Genomic DNA, 20,468 nt, shown 5'->3' with positions numbered 1-20,468 from the left:
CCCTATTCGGGGCTTACTTCGAGCGCGTGGCCGACCAGGGCCAGCAGGGTCTCCACGACCGAGATCCGGCGACGCGCGTCCATGATCATGACAGGTATGTGCGGAGGCACCGTGAGGGCCTCGCGCACGTCCTCGGGCTCGAACCGCTCGCTGCCGTCGAAGTGGTTGACGGCGACGACGTACGGCAGTCCGCAGCTCTCGAAGTAGTCCAGCGCGGGGAAGCAGTCCGACAGACGGCGGGTGTCGGCGAGGACCACCGCGCCGATCGCCCCGCGCACCAGGTCGTCCCACATGAACCAGAACCGCTGCTGACCCGGCGTACCGAACAGGTAGAGCACCAGGTCGTCGTCGAGCGTGATGCGGCCGAAGTCCATGGCCACGGTGGTGGTCAGTTTGTCCGGCGTACCGGTGAGGTCGTCGGTTTCCTCACTGGCCTGTGTCATCAGCGCCTCCGTCTGGAGGGGCTGGATCTCGGAGACCGCGGTGACCAGCGTGGTCTTGCCCACGCCGAAGCCGCCCGCGACGACGATCTTGGTGGCGATCGGGGCGCGGGTGCGGTCCGTCTGCCAGGCCTGCAGATTCTCCTCTTCGTCGAGGAGAGGGGCGACGCCAGGGGCGGCGTCAGAGACGACGGAGTCCACTCAGCACCCTTTCCAGCAGAGCGCGGTCCGGCTGTCCCGGGCCGTGACCTGTTCCGTACACGCGGATCTTTCCCTGGTCCGCCAGGTCGCTCAGGAGGACCCGGACCACGCCGAGCGGCATCCTGAGGAGGGCGGCGATCTCGGCCACCGTCCGCATCCGGCGGCAGAGTTCGACGATGGCGCGCATCTCGGGCATCACCCGGTACGCGGGCCGGCCGTCGGTGAGTTCCTTGCGCTCCTCGGGAGCTTCCAGCGCCGCCACGAACGTCTCGACGAGCAGGACGTGCCCGAAGCGGGTCCGGCCGCCCGTGAGCGAATAGGGCCGTACGCGGGCGGGCTTGCGATCGCCGCCGCGCACCGGGAGCCGGGCCGCGGCGGACGAACTGCTCGACGTACTCATCGGGTACTCCCCATCGAGTCGGACTCAAGGGATTTTCGGAGTTCACTGCGCAGTTCGGGGGTCAGCACATGTCCGGCACGGCCGACGAAGAGCGCCATGTGGTAGGCCACCACGCTCATGTCGCAGTCCGGCGAACCGTGCACCCCGAGCAGCGAACCGTCGCTGATCGACATGACGAAGACGCTGCCCTCGTCCATCGCGACCATCGTCTGCTTCACCCCGCCGGCGTCCATCAGCTTGGCGGCGCCGATGGTGAGGCTGCCGATGCCGGAGACGATGGTGGCGAGGTCGGCGGAGGATCCCTTGGGGCCGCTGGGGCGCTCCGTCTCCGCCGTCCGGGCCTCGGCGTTCCTGCCGGGGTCGGAGGAGAGCAGCAGCAGCCCGTCGGAGGAGACGACCGCGACCGACAGGAGTCCCGGCACCTCCTCGACGAGGTTCGTCAGCAGCCAGTGCAGATTGCGGGCCTCACTGCTCAGGCCGAAGGTACTGGACGCGGTCAACTGCTTGCCTCCTCGACGGTGCCCCCCGATGCTTCTGCGTCTCGCGCGTTGAGCGTCTGCGGCGCGTTGGTCTCCGTGGTGCGTTCGGCGATCTCCGCCTCCACGTCGCGGCGGCCCTCGACGGCGCCCCGGTGGAAGCCGCCGAGCCTGCGCCGCAGTGCCTCGGCGTCCACACCGCCGGTGCGCGGGCGCGGGGCCGGGGCGGGCGCGGAGATCTTCGGCGTCCGCTTGGGCAGGCCCTTGTCGGTGATCCGCGGAGTCTCGTCCGGCACCCGCTCATGGGTGTCCGGGCCTATGGCGTACGGATCGGGGGCCGCCTCGGCGGCTCCGTCCGCGTCCTGGGCCGGGCCGGCGGCGGGTCCGGAGAACCGGGGAGCCGTTCCCGTGGTCCGGGAGGTCTCAGCCCGGGGCTCGAACGCCGGCTCCGACTCGGGTGCCACCGGGCCGGATTCCGGCGCGGGGGCCGCGGTCTCGGGCGCTCCGGTCCCGGGCGTGGCCGGTCCGGACGTGGCCGGTCCGGACGTGGCCGGTCCGGACGTGGCCGGTCCGGACGTAGCCGGTTCCGGCGCCGCCGGTTCGGCCGGCGGGAACGGGAGCAGGAGCTCCATCGTGGTCTCGGGTGCCGACGTGTCCGCGAAGTCCGCCTCGGGCGCGGTCCGGGGCTCGGCCTCGCGCCGGGGTCCGGGCACGCGGTGCGGCTCGGCGGCGGCCGGCGCCTCGGGCGCCTGTTCCGGCTCCGGCGTCCGCTCCGGCTCCGACGCGACGACGTCCTGCGACCGGCCGGTGCCCTGAGACAGGTCGATGTCCTGCGACCGGCCGGTGCCCTGAGGCAGATCGGTGCCCTGAGACTGATCGGTGTCTTCGGGCCGGGGTTCGGTGTCGGCCTCGCGGACGGCCGCCTGGGCCGCGGCGATCAGCGGGTCCTCGTCCCCGGCGGGGTCCGAGGCGGTGAGCGCCGCACGCCCGCGCAGGACGTTGGAGTTGGCCTCGGCGTCCGCTCCGGGGAGGGTCACCGAGGGCGCGCCCCCGACGTGCCGCGCGGTCGTGGGGACGGCCGCGGAGGGCGCGGCGGCGAGCAGCGCCTTCGGGAGGACGACCACGGCGGCGACGCCGCCTTGCTTCTGCTCACGCAGCTGCACGCGCACACCGTGCCGGTGCGCGAGCCGCGCCACCACGTACAGGCCGAGGCCGAGGCCCTCGCCGCTCTCCTGGTCGTACGTGTCCTCGGGGTCGAAGGCGGCGAGGCGGTCGTTGAGCTGGGTCATCCGCTCCGACGTCATGCCGATGCCCTCGTCCTGCACGGAGAGCATCACCTCGCCGCTCTCCAGGAGCCAGCCGGAGACCTCGACGGGGAGGTCGGGCGGCGTGAACGACGTGGCGTTCTCCAGGAGTTCGGCCAGCAGGTGGCTCATGTCGTCGGCGGCGAAACCGGCGATGTGGGCGTGCGGCGGCAGCGCGGCGATCCGGACCCGCTCGTAGCGCTCGATCTCGCTGACCGCGGCACGGACGACATCGACGAGCGGGACCGGGCCCGCGTGGTGCTGGACGTGCTCGGCGCCCGCGAGGACCAGCAGGTTCTCGCTGTGCCGCCGCATGACGGTGGCGAAGTGGTCCAGCTTGAAGAGCGTGGAGAGGCGGTCCGGGTCCTGCTCGCGGTCCTCCAGACCCTCGATGACGCCGAGTTGACGCTCGACGAGGCCGAGCGTGCGCAGCGCGAGGTTGACGAAGGTGCCGTGGATGGTGCCGCGCACCTGCTCCAGGTGGGTGGCGGCCTCAGCGAGTTCGCCGCGCAGCCGGTCGCGTTCGTCGGCCATCAGCTGGCGCTGGCCGATGAGGTGCTTGCGATCGCCCTCGAGGGTGGCGAGCCGCTCGTGGAGTCCGGCCGCGTGCCCGTGCAGCGCGTTGACGGAGCGGACCACCTGGGCGAACTCGTCGTTGCGGCCGGTGAACTTGACCGGTTCCTCGGTTCCGGGGTCGGCGGCGAGACGGGCGGAGCCCAGGCGCAGCACGGCCAGCGGGCGGGTGAGCGAGCGGGCCATGGCCATCGAGACGCCGACCGCGACGAGCAGCAGCGTGCCGATCACCGCGATACGGATCTCCAGCGCGGTGACGTCGTCGTCACGCAGCTGTTCGAGGTCCTCGGTGCGGTGCTCGTTGAGGGAGGCCTCCGCGCCGCGCATCAGCTCGATACGGGCGGACAGCGCGGCGTCCAGCTTCTTCACGGACGTGTCGAGTTCGGCGCCGGCGAGCGTCGGCTGGTCGGTCAGGCGCGCGAGGTACCGGTCGGCGGTGCCGACGTCGGGTCCGGTGACCGTGGAGTCGTAGGAGGCCTTGGCGCTCTTCGGCGCCGTCTCCCGGAAGTCCGCGAGGGCCGCGTCCGAGCGGAGGCGGGCCTGCTGGGCCGCCGTGCTCAGCGCGTCCCGCAGCTTGGTGTCGGCGGCGGACGAACTGCTGGTCGTGGTCGGCAGACCGGTGGCCGGGTCGATGACCGTCTGCGTGGAGCGCGGGACGGCGAGCGCCGCGAGGAGCAGGCCCCGGGCGGCGGCGGACTGCTGGACCGCGGAGTCGAGTTCGGCGAGGGCGTGCGCGCCGGAGCCCGCGCGGGGCGGCAGCTGGTCGGCCAGGTCCTCGGCGAGGGCGTGGAGTTCGGTGATGGCGGCGGAGTACGCCTGGTGCGCCTCGAGGGCGGTGCTCTTGCCGGTGAGCGCGGACCTGCGCAGGGCAGAGATGCCGTCGAGGTCCTTCAGGAGGGTCGCGGGGGCGTCCTCGTCCGCCCGCAGCTCCTCGACCTGCCGGTCGACCCGGGCGCTGCGCTGCTCCGAGGGTGCCTTGTCCTTCGGCCGGCCCGCGGCGACGTAGGACGTGACCTCGTCGCGCTCGTCGGCCAGCGAGTGCGCGAGAGTCAGCGCCTGCTGGGTCCGCTGGGCGAGCGTCACGAGGTTCTGGGAGTCGTTCAGTTGCTCGGAGGCGGCGAGCACGGTCGGGGCTCCCGCGCCGGCGATGGCAGCCGCGACGACCGCCACGGCGACGATCAGCCGGTTGCGTACGTGGGCGCGCCTCCCCCGGCCCGCCGTGTCGGCGCCGTCGCCGGTGGCGGCCCCTGCCAAGGGGCCCGAGGGCCCGGAGGGCCCGGTGGCCGTCTGCTTGCCTGTGCGCCTCGGCCGCGTCTTCTGCACCGGTGCTCGCATTCCTGACTCGTTAACCCATGGGCCCGGGTGACATCCCGTCAACTGCGGCGTCCGCCCGGTACGGCCCCGACCCTCCCAGTGCCGGTGGGCAGTGGTCCCGCATCATCTGACCCGCCACTCGAAGGAGTGAACCCCGGACGGGAGTTGGCGGGCAAGTTCCTCCGGCGCCCGCCGACGCCCCGTGCGGCGGGCCGGTTGGACGTCGGCGACGCCCTTTGGCAGTATTCGCCGCCACGCATTCCCGGAGTCGATCATTCCATGCCAAACCCGGCGCCTGAGCTGCTGGTCCGCAGGTGTTCGGCAACCGATGTCGCCCTTTCGTGGGCCTTGTGAAGGGCTCGTGCAGACTGGCTGGATGCGCACTGAACTCGTCTCGGAAGCGGGCGCCCCGGGCCGCCCCAATGAGGACTTCGCATCGGTCGGACTTCCCGCCTCGGGACAAGGGGGTTCACTGGTCGTCCTCGACGGGGTGACACCTCCCCAGGGGGAGTACGGCTGTCTGCATTCCGTCTCCTGGTTCTCCGCCCGGCTCGGCGGCGCCCTGACCGAACTGTCCGTTTCGCTCAGGGATTTGACGCTGACCGAGATCCTTTCGCGTGCCATCACGAGGGTGGCCGAGACCCATGCCGACACATGTGACCTTTCTCACCCGCGCACGCCCCAGGCAACCGTGGTCCTCGCCCGGTGGTCCCCGACCGAGGTGGAGTACCTGGTCCTCTCGGACTCGGCCCTGCTGGTGGAGTCCCCCACCGGCGAGGTGACGGCGCTGCTGGACGACCGGTTGTCGCGCCTGCCGCGCGCCTCCCTCGCCACGGACGCCGTCGCCGACGCGACCGTGCGCAACAAGGAGGACGGCTTCTTCACGGCGGCGGCGGATCCTTCGGTGGCCTCCCGCGCGGTGACGGGCACACTGCCGCGGGACTCCGTCCGCGCCCTGGCCGCGCTCACGGACGGCGCCACCCGCTGGACGGAGAAGTTCCGCGCGGGCGGCTGGTCCGAACTGCTCGGCCTCGTGCGGAAGGAGGGCGCACAGGCGCTCGTCGACCGTGTACGGGCCCTGGAGGCCGCGGACGCGGAGGAGCGGGTGCATCTGCGCCGGAGCAAGACGCACGACGACGCGACGGTCGTGTACGTGGAGCTGTGAGCGGGGCCCGGCTGGGGCGCGGGCGGGGTGCGGGGCCCGGCGGGGAGGTCCGGGCCGACCCGAACGACGCCCGCTAGCGCTGTTCCATGCCCGTGTTCAGCTGGTGCAGCAGACGGGCGAGTTCGGCGACCTCGCGGGGGTCCCAGTCCGCGAGCTGGCGGACGTAGCGCGCCCGGCGGGCCTCGCGGACCTTGCGGAAGCGTTCCCGCCCCTCTTCGGTGAGGTGGACGAGCCAGGCGCGGCCGTCGGCGGGGTCCGGCTCGCGGCCGACCAGGCCGAGGTCTTCGAGGGCCCGGAGCTGCCGCGACATCGTGGCCTTGCCCACGCCGATGTACGCGGCGAGTTCCGTGGCGCGCTGCCGGCCACACTCCTCCAGCCGGAAGAGCAGCCCGTACGCCGAGGACTCCAGGTCGGGATGGACCTCCCGGGCCATCTCGCCGGAGGAGGCGCGGGCACGCCGCAGGAACACCGTCAACTCGCGTTCCAGTGCCGGGAATTCCTGGTCCACACCACTTCCCGACGTCGCGGATTCGACACGCTGCCCGCCGCCGTTTCCGTTGTCGTGCACGTCAGCACCCCTGACCCGGTTTCCCGATCCTGAAAGTTTCCGCCAGAACTCGCCATTGCCGCAGCTCCGTCAGTATTTCGCAGGCGTAGACCAACGGCAGCCTCCGACCCCTCTTCCCACGCCGCGCTCTACGTGCGTAGCTTCTTTATCAGGCACTTACTGGCATGCGCACGCCATTCCGGGTCGACGAAGACCTGACTCCCCAGTTCCACGGCGGCGCGCATGCCCGCGCACTCCCCCCACCGAGCTCCACCGAGCCCTTCGGAGGCACGCACATGCCCGTGCACAGATCCGGAACGGCCCACCGCCTGCGTCTGCTCGCGGTAGGAATCCTGCTCGCCGCGTTCTCCTCGCTCAGCACACTCCCCTCGTCCGCCGCCGACACCCCGGCGCGGGGCACCGCCCGTATGGGCATGGGTGTCGTCGCGCACGACGGCCAGGGCGGCACCCCCAACAGCGGCGACGCCACCCAGACCGAAGGCGTCGACGTCTCCGGCCACCAGGGCAACGTCGCCTGGTCGACCCTGTGGAACAGCGGGGTCAAGTGGGCCTACACCAAGGCGACCGAGGGGACGTACTACACGAACCCGTACTTCGCCCAGCAGTACAACGGCTCGTACAACATCGGCATGATCCGCGGCGCGTACCACTTCGCGACGCCCGACACGACGACCGGCGCCACACAGGCCAACTACTTCGTCGACCACGGCGGCGGCTGGTCCCGTGACGGCAAGACGCTCCCCGGTGTCCTCGACATCGAGTGGAACCCGTACGGCGCCGCCTGCTACGGCAAGACGCAGAGCGCGATGGTCAGCTGGATCAGCAGCTTCCTCGCCCAGTACAAGGCCCGCACCGGCCGGGACGCCGTGATCTACACGGCCACCAGCTGGTGGGTCGACTGCACCGGCAACTACGGCGGCTTCGCCTCGGCCAACCCGCTGTGGATCGCCCGCTACGCCTCCGCCCCGGGCACCCTGCCGGCCGGCTGGTCCTACTACACGATGTGGCAGTACACGTCGTCCGGACCGACGGTGGGCGACCACGACAAGTTCAACGGAGCCCTCGACCGGGTGCAGGCACTCGCCAACGGCTGACACCGCGGGCGGACATGAGGAAGGCCCGGGCTCCCTCACGGACCCGGGCCTTCCCGTACCGGACGCACCGGCGGCGGCCGTCACGCCACCACCGGTGCCTCCGGGGTCATGCCGCGAGCGGTACCCGCGGGCTCGCGCCGTTCGTCGCCGGGGCGAGGGCCAGTTCGAGGACCTGGCGGACGTCCGTGACGGCGTGGACGTCGAGCTTCTCCAGGACCTCGGCCGGGACGTCGTCCAGGTCGGCCTCGTTGCGCTTCGGGATGATCACCGTGGTGACACCCGCCCGGTGCGCGGCGAGCAGCTTCTGCTTCACGCCGCCGATCGGCAGCACCCGCCCGGTCAGGGAGACCTCACCGGTCATCGCCACGTCCGTGCGGACCAGCCGGCCCGACAGGAGGGACGCCAGCGCCGTCGTCATGGTGACGCCCGCGCTCGGCCCGTCCTTGGGGACCGCACCCGCCGGGAAGTGGATGTGCACACCCCGGTCCTTCAGGTCGCCGACCGGCAGCTCCAGCTCGGCGCCGTGGCTGCGCAGGAAGGACAGCGCGATCTGCGCCGACTCCTTCATCACGTCGCCCAGCTGACCGGTCAGGGTCAGTCCGGCCGCGCCCGTCTCCGGGTCGGCGAGCGACGCCTCCACGAAGAGCACGTCGCCGCCGGCGCCCGTGACGGCCAGACCGGTCGCCACGCCGGGCACCGCGGTGCGGCGCTCGGCCGGGTCCTGAGCGGACTCGGGCACGTGGTGCGGCCGTCCGATGAGACCGCGCAGGTCCGCCTCGGTCACTGTGAACGGCAGCTCACGCTCACCCAGTTCGTGCTGGGCCGCGACCTTGCGCAGCAGTCGCGCGACGGCCCGCTCCATGTTGCGCACGCCCGCTTCCCGCGTGTACTCGCCGGCCAGCTTGCGCAGCGCACCCTCGTCGAGGTTGACCTCGTCCGGCTTGAGACCGGCCCGCTCCAGCTGACGCGGGAGCAGGTGGTCCCGGGCGATGACGACCTTCTCGTCCTCGGTGTAGCCGTCGAGACGGACCAGCTCCATACGGTCGAGCAGGGCCTCCGGGATGGCTTCGAGCACGTTGGCCGTGGCCAGGAACACCACGTCGCTGAGGTCGAGTTCGACCTCCAGGTAGTGGTCGCGGAAGGTGTGGTTCTGTGCCGGGTCGAGCACTTCGAGCAGGGCCGCGGCCGGGTCGCCGCGGAAGTCCGAGCCCACCTTGTCGATCTCGTCCAGCAGGACCACCGGGTTCATGGACCCGGCCTCCTTGATGGCACGGACGACACGGCCGGGCAGCGCTCCGACGTAGGTACGCCGGTGGCCGCGGATCTCCGCCTCGTCCCGGACGCCGCCGAGGGCGACGCGGACGAACTTGCGGCCCATCGCGTGCGCGACGGACTCGCCGAGCGAGGTCTTGCCGACGCCGGGCGGGCCGACGAGGGCGAGCACGGCACCGCCGCGACGTCCGCCGACCACTCCGAGACCGCGCTCGGAGCGCCGCTTGCGCACGGCGAGGTACTCGGTGATCCGCTCCTTCACGTCCTCCAGACCGGCGTGCTCGGCGTCCAGCAGCTCCTTCGCGCCCTGGATGTCGTACTGGTCCTCGGTCCGCTCGTTCCACGGCAGCTCGAGGACGGTGTCGAGCCAGGTCCTGATCCAGCTGCCCTCGGGCGACTGATCACTGGACCGCTCCAGCTTCTCGACCTCCTTGAGCGCGGCCTCGCGGACGTTCTCCGGAAGATCGGCGGCCTCGACGCGGGTGCGGTAGTCGTCGGACTCGTCCTCGGGGGACTCGCCCTTCAGGTCGCGCAGCTCCTTGCGCACGGCCTCCAGCTGGCGCCGCAGCAGGAACTCGCGCTGCTGCTTGTCGACGCCCTCCTGCACGTCCTTGGCGATGGACTCGGCGACATCCTGCTCGGCGAGGTGCTCGCGGAGCTGCTCGGTGGCCAGCTTCAGCCTGGCGACCGGGTCGGCGGTCTCCAGCAGCTCCACCTTCTGTTCGATGGACAGGAACGGGGAGTAACCGGAATTGTCGGCAAGGGCGGAAACATCGTCGATCTGCTGTACGCGGTCCACGACCTGCCAGGCGCCGCGCTTGCGCAGCCAGCTGGTGGCGAGGGCCTTGTATTCCTTGACCAGGTCGGCGACCCGGCCGGGCAGGGGCTCGGGCAAGGTCTCGTCGACCCGGGTGCCCTCCACCCACAGTGCGGCACCGGGGCCCGTCGTCCCCGCACCGACCTTCACACGCCCACGCCCGCGGATCAGCGCACCCGGGTCGCCGTCGGCCAGGCGGCCGACCTGCTCGACGGTGCCGAGCACGCCGGTGCCCGCGTACGTCCCGTCGATACGTGGAACCAGCAGCACCTGCGGCTTGCCGGGCGTCGAACGGGCGGCGGCCTGGGCGGCCTCCACCGCGGCGCGTACATCGGTGTCGTTCAGGTCCAGCGGAACCACCATTCCGGGCAGCACGACCTCGTCATCGAGCGGCAGCACGGGCAAGGTGAGCGGTGTGGACGTCGAAGCCATGATCTCCCCTTCGGCAGTCAAGTTGAGCTATGCCGACTCAATGCTGGGCGCGCTTCGATTGTTCCCCGGGTTCCGTTCGCTGTGAGCGATCGCTCATTTCCGGGCTCGGCCCGGGAGGTCCGCCTACGGCGGTTCGCCCGGGGAATGCCTGGTGAAGCCGGTGGTCGGCGCCGGGCGAGGACCATGGACCTCGATGGGGAGAGGGCCGCGGTCGGCGGCGCCGGGCGACTCCGGTGCGCACGGTGCCGCCCGCACGCGCCGCACCAGGGGCCACGTGGAGATCCCCACGGCGAGGGCCATCAGGTGTCCCCATTCGGTCATGGGGTCGGTGAAGGCGATCAGGTCCGCGACGAGCATCGCGCCGAAGCCGGTCAGGAGCGGCAGGCGCAGCCACGGGGACAGCAGTCCGGCGAGCGCGCCGACGCTCGTGGCGACGCCGAAGCTGATGCCGTAGTCGAGGCGGTGCAGAGAGCTGCCCGGCAGGTGGCCGGCCAGGACCGCGAGACCGACGGGCACCTCGGTGGCCAGCGTGGCGGCCATGTGCCCGAGCAGGAAGACGCCGGCCGCGCGCAGGCCGCCGGTCCGCCGCTCCAGTGCGGTGAGGACGAGGAGGAAGCCGATCGCGTACGGGGAGGTGACGCCCCCGGCGATCCAGAGCGCGCTGGCGATCAGCACGAGCATCGGGTGGGCCGCCAGATGGGCCACGTCCGTGCTGGAGCCCTGGTGCAGCGCGTGCACGAGGGAGGGGTCCGCGTGGCCGGCGGCGACCGAGACGGCCGCCAGGACGACCGCGTACGTGAAGGTGAAGGGCGTTCCGACGGGCGTGGGGAACAGCCCCCGGAGGCGCGGGGCACGCATGCGCGCCGCGCGGGGGCGCGGGGCGAATGGGTCCGGCTCGGGCGACCCGATTGCCGGTGCCGCGGCCGCGCGGGCCGAGGCCGATGCCGTCGCCGGCGTCCATGCCGGTCCCGGACCGGGCGCCCGGTCCGGGACCGGCATGGACGCCGCACCGTGGCCGGCGCGCTGGTGGGGCACACCGTCGAGCGCGTCGCCGAGGGGTGCGCCCGCCTCCGGGTGGGCGAGCGCGGTGTCGGCCCGCTCTGTTGTGCTGCGTTCCACGGCGGTGCTCCGGTCCACGGTGCGGCCTTCTGTCGCACCCCACCCTTCGCGTCCCGGGTGTCACTGTCCATGACCGTCGCCCCGCGCGGGCCCGCCACGGCACGTCCCCGGCGTCCGGTGCGGAGTCCCGGCCCGACGGTCGGCCACCGTGGCCGGCCGTCGGGCCGGGCGGCCCGCGCCCCACCGGGACACGTTCGGATGAATCCGCCGGGCAGCCCCGGCGGGCTGCCGCGCAGGGGGCCGGCGACGGCGCCCCTCGACGCGGGGTCCGGCGGCGTCCGGCGCCGGGCTTCCCCCGCGGGCACCGCCCCGGAAGCGGAAGTTCGGAAGCCTGTCCCGGGGGACCTGCCAGGATGGGCGCCATGACCACCTCGTACGACACTCCTGTAGTCGTCGACCGCAGCGAGGGCCCCTACGGCGAGGTCGTGCTGCGGCGACACGGTGCGCTGCTGCAGATCATCGCCAACGGGTGCTTCCTGATGGACACGTCCGACGGCCGCTCGGAGCGTCTGCTCGTCGACGCCGCGTACGACGCCCTGGACGGGCGCCGGGATCCTGACGTGCTCATCGGGGGTCTGGGCGTCGGGTTCTCGCTCGCACACGCGGCCGCCGATCCGCGCTGGGGGCGCATCACCGTCGTCGAGCGCGAGCCCGCCGTCATCGGCTGGCACCGGTCCGGCCCCCTGGGCGAGTTGTCCGCGGCGGCTCTCGCCGACCCGCGCACGGACATCGTCGAGGCCGACCTGCTCGCGTACGTCAATGAGACATCCGACACGTACGACGCGCTCTGCCTGGACATCGACAACGGACCCGACTGGACGGTCACCGAGAGCAACGAGGGGCTGTACGCGAACGCCGGACTGGCAAGCTGCGCAAGGGTGTTGAAGCCCGGCGGAGTACTCGCGGTCTGGTCGGCCCAGCCCTCTCCGGAATTTGAAGGAACCTTGCGGAATGCCGGGTTCCAACGGGTGCGTACCGAAGAGATCCCGGTTGCCCGGGGCGTTCCGGACGTCGTGCATCTCGCGGTCAGGCCTGGATAGCCGCGGCACGGTGACTGCCCGTACTCTGCTTCCCTGACGCGGATCATTCAAGCGTCAAGCGCAGTCATGGGATCACCCCACGGATTCCGGAAAGCACACCTCAGGGGCGGGCGATGGAGCAGACACACACCTCCCAAAACGGCACGGCGGCGACTCCGGGCGCTCAACGCCGGGTGCTGGTGGTCGAGGACGACCCGACGATCGTCGACGCCATCGCGGCCCGCCTGCGTGCCGAGGGATTCCTGGTGCAAACCGCGGGCGACGGCCCGGCCGCCGTCGACACCGCCGAGGCCTGGCAGCCCGACCTGCTGATCCTCGACATCATGCTGCCCGGCTTCGACGGGCTGGAGGTCTGCCGCCGCGTGCAGGCCCAGCGCCCGGTGCCGGTGCTGATGCTCACCGCGCGCGACGACGAGACGGACATGCTGGTCGGGCTCGGCGTCGGCGCCGACGACTACATGACGAAGCCGTTCTCGATGCGCGAGCTGGCCGCCCGCGTGCACGTCCTGCTGCGGCGGGTCGAGCGCGCCGTGGTCGCGGCGTCGACGCCGCGCAGCGGCATCCTGCGGCTCGGCGAGCTGGAGATCGACCACGCGCAGCGCCGGGTTCGGGTCCGCTCCGAGGACGTGCACCTGACGCCCACCGAGTTCGACCTCCTGGTCTGCCTGGCGAACACCCCGCGCGCGGTACTCTCGCGCGAGCAGCTGCTCGCCGAGGTGTGGGACTGGGCGGACGCGTCCGGGACCCGCACCGTGGACAGCCACATCAAGGCCCTGCGCCGGAAGATCGGCGCCGAGCGGATCCGCACGGTCCACGGTGTCGGCTACGCGCTGGAGACCCCGACTCCCTGAGCCGGGTCGTCGGGACCTTCGAGGGGGCTGATGTGATGAGCGGGCTCGGGGAGCACGGAACCGGCCGGCGCGAGTTCGGCCGGCACGAGTTCGAAGAGCGCGGGAGCGTGAGCCCCTGGGGCGGCCTGCGCCCCTTCTCGATCAAGACGAAGCTCGGCACGCTCGTCGTCGTCGCCGTGTTCATCACGACCGGGCTGTCGATGATCGCGGTGCACACCAAGACCGAGCTGCGCTTCATCACGGTCTTCTCGATGATCGCCACGCTGCTGATCACGCAGTTCGTGGCGCATTCGCTCACCGCGCCGCTGGACGAGATGAACGCGGTCGCCCGGTACATCTCGCACGGCGACTACACGCGCCGGGTGAGCGACAACCGCCGCGACGAGCTCGGCGACCTGGCCGAGACGATCAATCTCATGGCCGACGAGCTGGAGGCCCAGGACCGCCAGCGCAAGGAGCTCGTGGCGAACGTCTCGCACGAGCTGCGCACCCCCATCGCGGGTCTGCGCGCCGTCCTGGAGAACGTCGTGGACGGCGTCTCCGCCGCGGACCCCGAGACGATGCGTACGGCCCTGAAGCAGACGGAGCGGCTGGGGCGGCTCGTGGAGACGCTGCTGGACCTGTCGCGGCTGGACAACGGCGTGGTGCCGCTGCACAAGCGGCGCTTCGAGGTCTGGCCGTATCTGTCGGGAGTGCTCAAGGAGGCCAACATGGTGTCCTCCGCGCGCGGGGGCATCGCCTCGGGCTCCGGCAGCCACACACGCACCGACGTGCATCTGCACCTCGACGTGTCCCCGCCCGAGCTGACCGCGCACGCGGACCCGGAGCGGATCCACCAGGTGGTGGCGAATCTCATCGACAACGCGGTCAAGCACAGTCCGCCGCACGGCCGGGTGACGGTCAAGGCGCGGCGCGGCGACTACCCGGAGTCGCTGGCCCTGGAGGTCCTGGACGAGGGCCCGGGCATCCCCAAGTCGGAGTGGCACCGTGTCTTCGAGCGGTTCAACCGGGGCGGGGTGCCCGCGCCGCACGGTCCGGGCAGCGACGGCGGCACGGGACTGGGCCTGGCGATCGCGCGCTGGGCGGTCGATCTGCACGGCGGCCGGATCGGTGTGGCCGAATCTCAGCGGGGTTGCCGGATTCAGGTCACCCTTCCGGGGCTCCCCTCTCTGCCAAGTTGACGTAAAGTTCGAACCGGAGCCACAAGATCCATCCGTGTCGGCGCTGGCGGACACGTGTGATCAGGCAGAGGGCCGCGTGAGGACTGCCGCGACCCTGAGTCGCCGTACCCATTCCGTACCGGAACCTCGCTTGTTTCCCGCCATTTCCATGCCCGAAACACGCTTTCCGGTGTGACTTACACGACGTTGGACGGGCCCGGCCTGACCTTCTCGGCCATGGGGGCGTAGCCTTTATTTCCGCTGTCCATCACCTTGTGAAGCGGAAGAGGGCGGTTGCCGCCGTGTCGCCACAGTCCCCCAGTAACTCGAGCATCTCCACCGACGACCAAGCCGGGAAGAACCCCGCTGCTGCGTTCGGTCCCAATGAGTGGCTCGTCGACGAGATCTATCAGCAGTACCTCCAGGACCCGAATTCGGTAGACCGTGCCTGGTGGGACTTCTTCGCCGACTACAAGCCGGGGGCGGCTGCCGCCTCGGCTCCGGCGGGTACTGCGGCCGCGGGGGCCGCAGGGACCACGATCACGCCGGCTCCGGCCGCTCCCGCGGCCCCTGCCGCGCCCGCCGCGCCCGCGGCTCCGGCCAGGACCGCTCCGGCGGCTCCCGCTCCCGCGCCCGCTCCCGCGGCCCCGAAGCCCGCCGCCGCCGCCCCGGCTCCCGCGAAGGCCGCCCCGGCCGCCGCCAAGCCGAAGGCCGCCGAGGCCACCGCGGCCGCCGGAGGTCCCGAGCTCGTCACGCTGCGCGGCCCCGCCGCCGCGGTCGCGAAGAACATGAACGCCTCCCTGGAGCTGCCCACGGCCACGTCCGTGCGCGCGGTCCCGGTGAAGCTGCTCTTCGACAACCGCATCGTGATCAACAACCACCTGAAGCGTGCCCGGGGCGGGAAGATCTCCTTCACCCACCTCATCGGCTACGCGATGGTGCAGGCCATCAAGGCCATGCCGTCGATGAACTACTCCTTCGCGGAGAAGGACGGCAAGCCGACCCTGGTCAAGCCGGAGCACATCAACTTCGGTCTCGCCATCGACCTGGTGAAGCCCAACGGCGACCGCCAGCTCGTCGTCGCCGGCATCAAGAAGGCCGAGACGCTGAACTTCTTCGAGTTCTGGCAGGCCTACGAGGACATCGTCCGCCGCGCCCGTGACGGCAAGCTGACGATGGACGACTTCACCGGTGTCACGGTCTCCCTGACCAACCCCGGCGGCCTCGGCACCGTCCACTCCGTGCCGCGTCTGATGCCCGGCCAGTCGGTCATCATGGGCGTCGGCTCCATGGACTACCCGGCGGAGTTCCAGGGCACCTCCCAGGACACCCTGAACAAGCTCGGCATCTCGAAGGTCATGACGCTCACGTCGACCTACGACCACCGGGTGATCCAGGGCGCCGCCTCCGGCGAGTTCCTGCGCATCGTCGCGAACCTGCTGCTCGGCGAGAACGGCTTCTTCGACGAGATCTTCGAGTCGCTGCGGATCCCCTACGAGCCGGTCCGCTGGCTCAAGGACATCGACGCCAGCCACGACGACGACGTCACCAAGGCCGCCCGCGTCTTCGAGCTGATCCACTCCTACCGGGTCCGCGGCCACGTCATGGCCGACACCGACCCGCTGGAGTACAAGCAGCGCAAGCACCCCGACCTGGACATCACCGAGCACGGGCTCACCCTGTGGGACCTGGAGCGCGAGTTCGCCGTCGGCGGCTTCTCCGGCAAGTCGATGATGAAGCTGCGCGACATCCTCGGCGTGCTGCGTGACTCGTACTGCCGCACCACCGGCATCGAGTTCATGCACATCCAGGACCCGAAGCAGCGCAAGTGGATCCAGGACCGCGTCGAGCGCCCGCACGCCAAGCCCGAGCGCGAGGAGCAGCTGCGCATCCTGCGCCGGCTGAACTCCGCCGAGGCCTTCGAGACCTTCCTGCAGACGAAGTACGTCGGCCAGAAGCGGTTCTCCCTGGAGGGCGGCGAGTCCGTCATCCCGCTCCTCGACGCGGTGATCGACTCCGCGGCCGAGTCGCGCCTGGACGAGGTCGTCATCGGCATGGCCCACCGCGGCCGCCTGAACGTCCTCGCGAACATCGTCGGCAAGTCGTACGCGCAGATCTTCCGCGAGTTCGAGGGCAACCTCGACCCGAAGTCGATGCACGGCTCCGGCGACGTGAAGTACCACCTGGGCGCCCGGGGCACCTTCACCGGCCTGGACGGCGAGCAGATCGCCGTCTCGCTGGCCGCGAACCCGTCCCACCTGGAGACCGTCGACCCGGTCATCGAGGGCATCACCCGCGCCAAGCAGGACATCATCAACAAGGGCGGCACGGACTTCACCGTCCTGCCGGTCGCCCTGCACGGTGACGCGGCCTTCGCCGGCCAGGGTGTGGTCGCCGAGACGCTCAACATGTCGCAGCTGCGCGGCTACCGCACGGGCGGCACGGTCCACATCGTCATCAACAACCAGGTCGGCTTCACCGCCGCCCCGGAGTCGTCGCGCTCGTCCATGTACGCCACCGACGTGGCCCGCATGATCGAGGCGCCGATCTTCCACGTGAACGGCGACGACCCCGAGGCCGTCGTCCGCGTCGCTCGCCTGGCCTTCGAGTTCCGCCAGGCGTTCAACAAGGACGTCGTCATCGACCTGATCTGCTACCGCCGCCGCGGACACAACGAGTCCGACAACCCGGCGTTCACGCAGCCGCTGATGTACGACCTGATCGACAAGAAGCGCTCGGTGCGCAAGCTCTACACCGAGTCCCTGATCGGTCGCGGCGACATCACCCTGGAAGAGGCCGAGCAGGCGCTGCAGGACTTCCAGGGCCAGCTGGAGAAGGTCTTCACCGAGGTCCGCGAGGCGATCTCGGCCCCGGCCGAGGCGCACGTGCCCGACCCGCAGGCCGAGTTCCCGGTGGCCGTGCAGACCGCGGTCTCCCAGGAGATCGTGAAGCGGATCGCCGAGTCCCAGGTCAACATCCCCGACCACGTCACGGTCCACCCGCGTCTGCTGCCGCAGCTCCAGCGCCGGGCCGCGATGATCGAGGACGACACGATCGACTGGGGCATGGGCGAGACCCTCGCCATCGGTTCGCTGCTCCTGGAGGGCACCCCGGTCCGCCTGTCGGGCCAGGACTCCCGCCGCGGCACCTTCGGCCAGCGTCACGCGGTGCTGATCGACCGGGTCACGGGCGAGGACTTCACCCCGCTCCAGTACCTCTCGGACGAGCAGGCCCGCCTGAACGTCTACGACTCGCTGCTCTCCGAGTACGCGGTCATGGGCTTCGAGTACGGCTACTCGCTGGCCCGCCCGGACGCGCTGGTCATGTGGGAGGCGCAGTTCGGCGACTTCGTCAACGGCGCGCAGACCGTCGTCGACGAGTACATCTCGGCCGCCGAGCAGAAGTGGGGCCAGACGTCCGGCGTCACCCTGCTGCTCCCGCACGGCTACGAGGGCCAGGGCCCGGACCACTCCTCGGCCCGCATCGAGCGCTTCCTCCAGCTGTGCGCGCAGAACAACATGACGGTCGCCCAGCCGACCCTGCCGTCGAACTACTTCCACCTCCTGCGGTGGCAGGTGCACAACCCGCACCACAAGCCGCTGGTGGTCTTCACCCCGAAGTCGATGCTGCGCCTCAAGGCCGCCGCGTCGAAGACGGAGGAGTTCACCACGGGCGCCTTCCGCCCCGTCATCGGCGACGACTCGGTCGACGCCGCGGCGGTCCGCAAGGTCGTCTTCTGCGCCGGCAAGCTGTACTACGACCTCGAGGCCGAGCGGAAGAAGCGCGGCGTCACGGACACGGCGATCATCCGCATCGAGCGCCTGTACCCGCTGCCGGGTGCCGAGCTCCAGGCGGAGGTCAACAAGTACCCGAACGCCGAGAAGTACCTGTGGGCCCAGGAGGAGCCGGCGAACCAGGGTGCCTGGCCGTTCATCGCGCTCAACCTGATCGACCACCTCGACCTGGCGGTCGGCGCGGACGTCCCGCACGGCGAGCGCCTGCGCCGGATCTCGCGTCCGCACTCCTCCTCCCCCGCCGTCGGTTCCGCGAAGCGGCACCAGGCGGAGCAGGAGCAGCTGGTCCGTGAGGTGTTCGAGGCCTAGTCCTCGGAGCACGACAGCCCGAAGGGCCCGGTGCCCGATCCCCGTCCGCGGGGTTCGGCACCGGGCCCTTCGGGCTTTTCGCGTGCGGTCGCGGCCACGGGGCGACGGGCGTCCTGGCGAGCCGTCCCGGCACACATGCGGAAGCAGCCCACCCTCTTGACAAGAAACTTGACTGAGGATGACTGCGACTGTTGAAATTGATGCATCGGGAAGTCGGTCGAGGAGACAGGACAGCGATGGGGGACGACAGCACAGTCGGCATCATCCTGGCCGGCGGCCGGGGGGAGAGGGCGAAGCCCATCACCCTGCAGTCCGCCGACTACATCCGCAGCAAGGCACTCATCCCGTTCGCCGGCAGACCGCTCATCGAGTGGATCGTCGAGTCCTGCCGTGACCAAGGCATCCGTTGCTTCTACGTGGTGGCGCAGGGAGCGGAGAACCGCAGCCAGATCAAGCTCGTCCTGGGCCACGGCGAACGCTACGGCGTGGAGATCGACTACTCGCGGGCCCGCTTCGACCAGTACAACGTGGGCTCCGGAGCGGCCACGCTGCACAATCTGGAGCAATGGAACCTGACCGGCTCCGCGCTTGTCATGCCGGTTGACTCGCTGTTCGACTACTCGCTCGACGACCTGCGGGCCACCCACGAGGCGACCGACGCGGTGGTCACCGTGGCGGCCGTCCCCCGCACCCCGGAGGAGATCGCGGGGAAGTACGGCGTCATGCGGACCACCCGCGACGGCCTCGTCTCGGGGTTCCTGGAGAAGCCCCGACTGGGCCGTATCCACGAGGAGTTCGCCAGCATCGGCGTTCCGTGGGCGTCGTCCACGCTGCCCACCAACGCCGGGATGTACCTGATCGACTGCGCCCGGCTGCGGCTCGCCGCGCGCACCCCCGAGCTGATCCGGCTCGCCCAGCAGCGTCTGGACTGGGGGCACGACCTGCTGCCCTGGCTGGTGGGTCACGATCAGCCGGTGGCGGTCGAACCCATCGCGCGCCTGGGCGACCTGGGCAGCATCGGCGACTACCTCGGCACGCTCGGCGAGGCCCTCAACGGCCTCTACCCCTACATGAACCGCGCGCTCGGCGACCCGCTCAGCGAGAATCCCCGCTACTGGATCCACGAGACGAGCCTGCGCACCAAGGACAGCGTGAGCGGCACGACCCTCGCCCAGAAGATCGCCGAGGGCAGTGTCGTCCTCGGCCCCGGGGTGCGCATCGGCCGGCACGCCGAGATCGGCACCGGTGTCCACCTCCAGTACACGGACATCGGCGACGGTGTCGACGTCGCCGAGGGAGTACGGCTGGACCGGACCGTCATCGGCGACGGAGCCGTCATCGGCTCGCACGCGCACATCAGCGACTCGTACGTCGGCCCGATGGTCCAGGTGCAGTCGGACCGCCGTGCTCCGGTCCGGCTGGAACAGCACACCGCGGTCGGGGACGGCGCGCACCTGTGGCCGGGCACCCGGCTGTCCGGGGTCAGTGTCTATCCGCGGCTGCGCGTCCCCGCCCTGTCGGGGGTGCCCGCCGGCACCCAGCTCACCAGCTCGGACGACGTGTTGCAGTGGATATGAAGCCTGATCGGGAGAGTTCCGTGAAGAGTCCCATCGCCGTCATCGGCGGCACCGGCAGCGTGGCCCGGCTCGTCACACGCGAGCTGATGGCGCGGGGTGAGACCATCCGCGTCATCGGCCGCAGCACCCTGCGCACCCACCGTCATCTGCCGCCCCTGGCCCAGTACTTCCTGGCCGACCTGCGGCGGCCCGAGACCCTGCGCACCCCGCTGCACGGCTGCGGGGCCGTCGTCTACGCCGTGGAGCCGGGCCCGGACGCCCCGGGGGACTCCATGGAGACCGGGGTCATCAACACGCTGGACGTGCTGCGGAGCGGGGCCGTCCCGGGGAGGCCGCGGTTCGTCCTGCTCAGCCGTGCGGGCGAGGCCGCGGTGCGCGCGTCGGGGCTGCCCTGCACGGTGGTGCGGCCCGGCCGGCTCACCGAGGAGGACCTCACCGAGGCCTGCGTCGAAGCCGTGTACCGCCCCACCGTCTGAGGGTTCCGACGGCCCGGTTCACCCCGGGCGTCACGCGACCAGCGCGACCGACCATCCGCACATCAGCGAGGCAGATGACCAGGGGT

The 20,468-nt window shown here is 71.2% G+C and carries 15 protein-coding genes; 8 read left to right on the top strand and 7 right to left on the bottom strand.

From position 1 onward, the window contains the following. Positions 1-2: 2 nt before the first annotated feature. Genes BKI49_RS25565 through BKI49_RS25550 form a run of 4 tightly spaced genes read right to left on the bottom strand, consistent with a single transcriptional unit; the run spans position 3 to position 4,729 of the window. On the bottom strand, positions 3-641 hold the full coding sequence (locus BKI49_RS25565) for a GTP-binding protein (RefSeq protein WP_095936613.1): 639 nt from the start codon (positions 639-641) through the stop codon (positions 3-5). Next, a complete protein-coding gene (locus BKI49_RS25560) occupies positions 622-1,041 on the bottom strand; it encodes a DUF742 domain-containing protein (protein ID WP_095936612.1) in 420 nt (139 codons plus the stop codon). The genes BKI49_RS25565 and BKI49_RS25560 overlap by 20 nt, the downstream gene beginning before the upstream one ends. Further along, positions 1,038-1,541: a roadblock/LC7 domain-containing protein gene (locus BKI49_RS25555; protein ID WP_095936611.1), complete on the bottom strand. Its 504-nt coding sequence runs from the start codon at positions 1,539-1,541 to the stop codon at positions 1,038-1,040. The genes BKI49_RS25560 and BKI49_RS25555 overlap by 4 nt, the downstream gene beginning before the upstream one ends. Beyond that, on the bottom strand, positions 1,538-4,729 hold the full coding sequence (locus tag BKI49_RS25550; RefSeq protein WP_095936610.1) for a sensor histidine kinase: 3,192 nt from the start codon (positions 4,727-4,729) through the stop codon (positions 1,538-1,540). Before BKI49_RS25550 ends, BKI49_RS25555 begins: the two co-directional genes overlap by 4 nt. Before the next feature lie 355 nt (positions 4,730-5,084). On the opposite strand from BKI49_RS25550, the gene BKI49_RS25545 reads away from it, so the two are divergent. Then, positions 5,085-5,873, top strand: a complete 789-nt coding sequence (locus BKI49_RS25545; protein ID WP_095936609.1) for a protein phosphatase 2C domain-containing protein — start codon at positions 5,085-5,087, stop codon at positions 5,871-5,873. Positions 5,874-5,946: 73 nt separating this feature from the next. On the opposite strand, the gene BKI49_RS25540 is transcribed toward BKI49_RS25545, so the two are convergent. Continuing rightward, positions 5,947-6,441, bottom strand: coding sequence for a MarR family winged helix-turn-helix transcriptional regulator (locus tag BKI49_RS25540; protein WP_095936608.1), 495 nt, complete (start codon positions 6,439-6,441; stop codon positions 5,947-5,949). Between the two features lie 275 nt (positions 6,442-6,716). Between BKI49_RS25540 and BKI49_RS25535 the strand changes: the two genes are divergently transcribed. Further along, a complete protein-coding gene (locus BKI49_RS25535) occupies positions 6,717-7,535 on the top strand; it encodes a lysozyme (protein ID WP_095936607.1) in 819 nt (272 codons plus the stop codon). A 106-nt stretch (positions 7,536-7,641) separates the two neighbouring features. Here the strand turns inward: BKI49_RS25535 and lon are convergent, their stop codons facing one another. After that, positions 7,642-10,056: an endopeptidase La gene (gene lon, locus BKI49_RS25530; protein WP_095936606.1), complete on the bottom strand. Its 2,415-nt coding sequence runs from the start codon at positions 10,054-10,056 to the stop codon at positions 7,642-7,644. Positions 10,057-10,179: 123 nt separating this feature from the next. Then, positions 10,180-11,175 (bottom strand): rhomboid-like protein, encoded by a 996-nt coding sequence (locus BKI49_RS25525; RefSeq protein WP_373557591.1) that lies wholly within the window; start codon positions 11,173-11,175, stop codon positions 10,180-10,182. A gap of 362 nt (positions 11,176-11,537) precedes the next feature. On the opposite strand from BKI49_RS25525, the gene BKI49_RS25520 reads away from it, so the two are divergent. From BKI49_RS25520 to BKI49_RS25495, 6 genes are all read left to right on the top strand, one after another. After that, the gene (locus tag BKI49_RS25520) at positions 11,538-12,215 is read left to right on the top strand and encodes a spermine/spermidine synthase domain-containing protein (protein WP_095936605.1); all 678 of its coding nucleotides are present in this window, start codon (positions 11,538-11,540) and stop codon (positions 12,213-12,215) included. A gap of 113 nt (positions 12,216-12,328) precedes the next feature. Beyond that, positions 12,329-13,066 (top strand): response regulator transcription factor, encoded by a 738-nt coding sequence (locus BKI49_RS25515; protein ID WP_028802127.1) that lies wholly within the window; start codon positions 12,329-12,331, stop codon positions 13,064-13,066. A gap of 35 nt (positions 13,067-13,101) precedes the next feature. Continuing rightward, positions 13,102-14,247 carry a HAMP domain-containing sensor histidine kinase gene (locus BKI49_RS25510; RefSeq protein WP_257004951.1) on the top strand — a complete coding sequence of 382 codons (1,146 nt, stop codon included), beginning with the start codon at positions 13,102-13,104 and terminating at the stop codon, positions 14,245-14,247. Between the two features lie 281 nt (positions 14,248-14,528). After that, complete coding sequence (locus tag BKI49_RS25505) at positions 14,529-18,329, top strand: multifunctional oxoglutarate decarboxylase/oxoglutarate dehydrogenase thiamine pyrophosphate-binding subunit/dihydrolipoyllysine-residue succinyltransferase subunit (protein ID WP_095936604.1); 3,801 nt, start codon at positions 14,529-14,531, stop codon at positions 18,327-18,329. 236 nt (positions 18,330-18,565) lie between these two features. Beyond that, positions 18,566-19,906: a sugar phosphate nucleotidyltransferase gene (locus BKI49_RS25500; RefSeq protein ID WP_095936603.1), complete on the top strand. Its 1,341-nt coding sequence runs from the start codon at positions 18,566-18,568 to the stop codon at positions 19,904-19,906. 20 nt (positions 19,907-19,926) lie between these two features. Beyond that, positions 19,927-20,382 (top strand): SDR family oxidoreductase, encoded by a 456-nt coding sequence (locus tag BKI49_RS25495; protein ID WP_095936602.1) that lies wholly within the window; start codon positions 19,927-19,929, stop codon positions 20,380-20,382. Positions 20,383-20,468 lie beyond the last annotated feature (86 nt).

Origin of the sequence: Streptomyces sp. Tue6028 (assembly GCF_002300165.1) — a bacterium.
In the GTDB taxonomy this organism is placed as follows: Bacteria; Actinomycetota; Actinomycetes; order Streptomycetales; family Streptomycetaceae; genus Streptomyces; species Streptomyces siamensis.
Note: the sequence above shows the minus strand (reverse complement) of the source record. Positions and strands in the feature narration are given on the sequence as shown.

Bases quoted from the DNA above. Each gene is read 5' to 3' on its own strand.
- BKI49_RS25560 (WP_095936612.1), bottom strand. From the start codon at position 1,041: ATGAGTACGTCGAGCAGTTCGTCCGCCGCGGCCCGGCTCCCGGTGCGC.
- BKI49_RS25550 (WP_095936610.1), bottom strand. From the start codon at position 4,729: ATGCGAGCACCGGTGCAGAAGACGCGGCCGAGGCGCACAGGCAAGCAG.
- BKI49_RS25545 (WP_095936609.1), top strand. From the start codon at position 5,085: ATGCGCACTGAACTCGTCTCGGAAGCGGGCGCCCCGGGCCGCCCCAAT.
- BKI49_RS25535 (WP_095936607.1), top strand. From the start codon at position 6,717: ATGCCCGTGCACAGATCCGGAACGGCCCACCGCCTGCGTCTGCTCGCG.
- lon (WP_095936606.1), bottom strand. From the start codon at position 10,056: ATGGCTTCGACGTCCACACCGCTCACCTTGCCCGTGCTGCCGCTCGAT.
- BKI49_RS25520 (WP_095936605.1), top strand. From the start codon at position 11,538: ATGACCACCTCGTACGACACTCCTGTAGTCGTCGACCGCAGCGAGGGC.
- BKI49_RS25515 (WP_028802127.1), top strand. From the start codon at position 12,329: ATGGAGCAGACACACACCTCCCAAAACGGCACGGCGGCGACTCCGGGC.
- BKI49_RS25510 (WP_257004951.1), top strand. From the start codon at position 13,102: ATGAGCGGGCTCGGGGAGCACGGAACCGGCCGGCGCGAGTTCGGCCGG.
- BKI49_RS25500 (WP_095936603.1), top strand. From the start codon at position 18,566: ATGGGGGACGACAGCACAGTCGGCATCATCCTGGCCGGCGGCCGGGGG.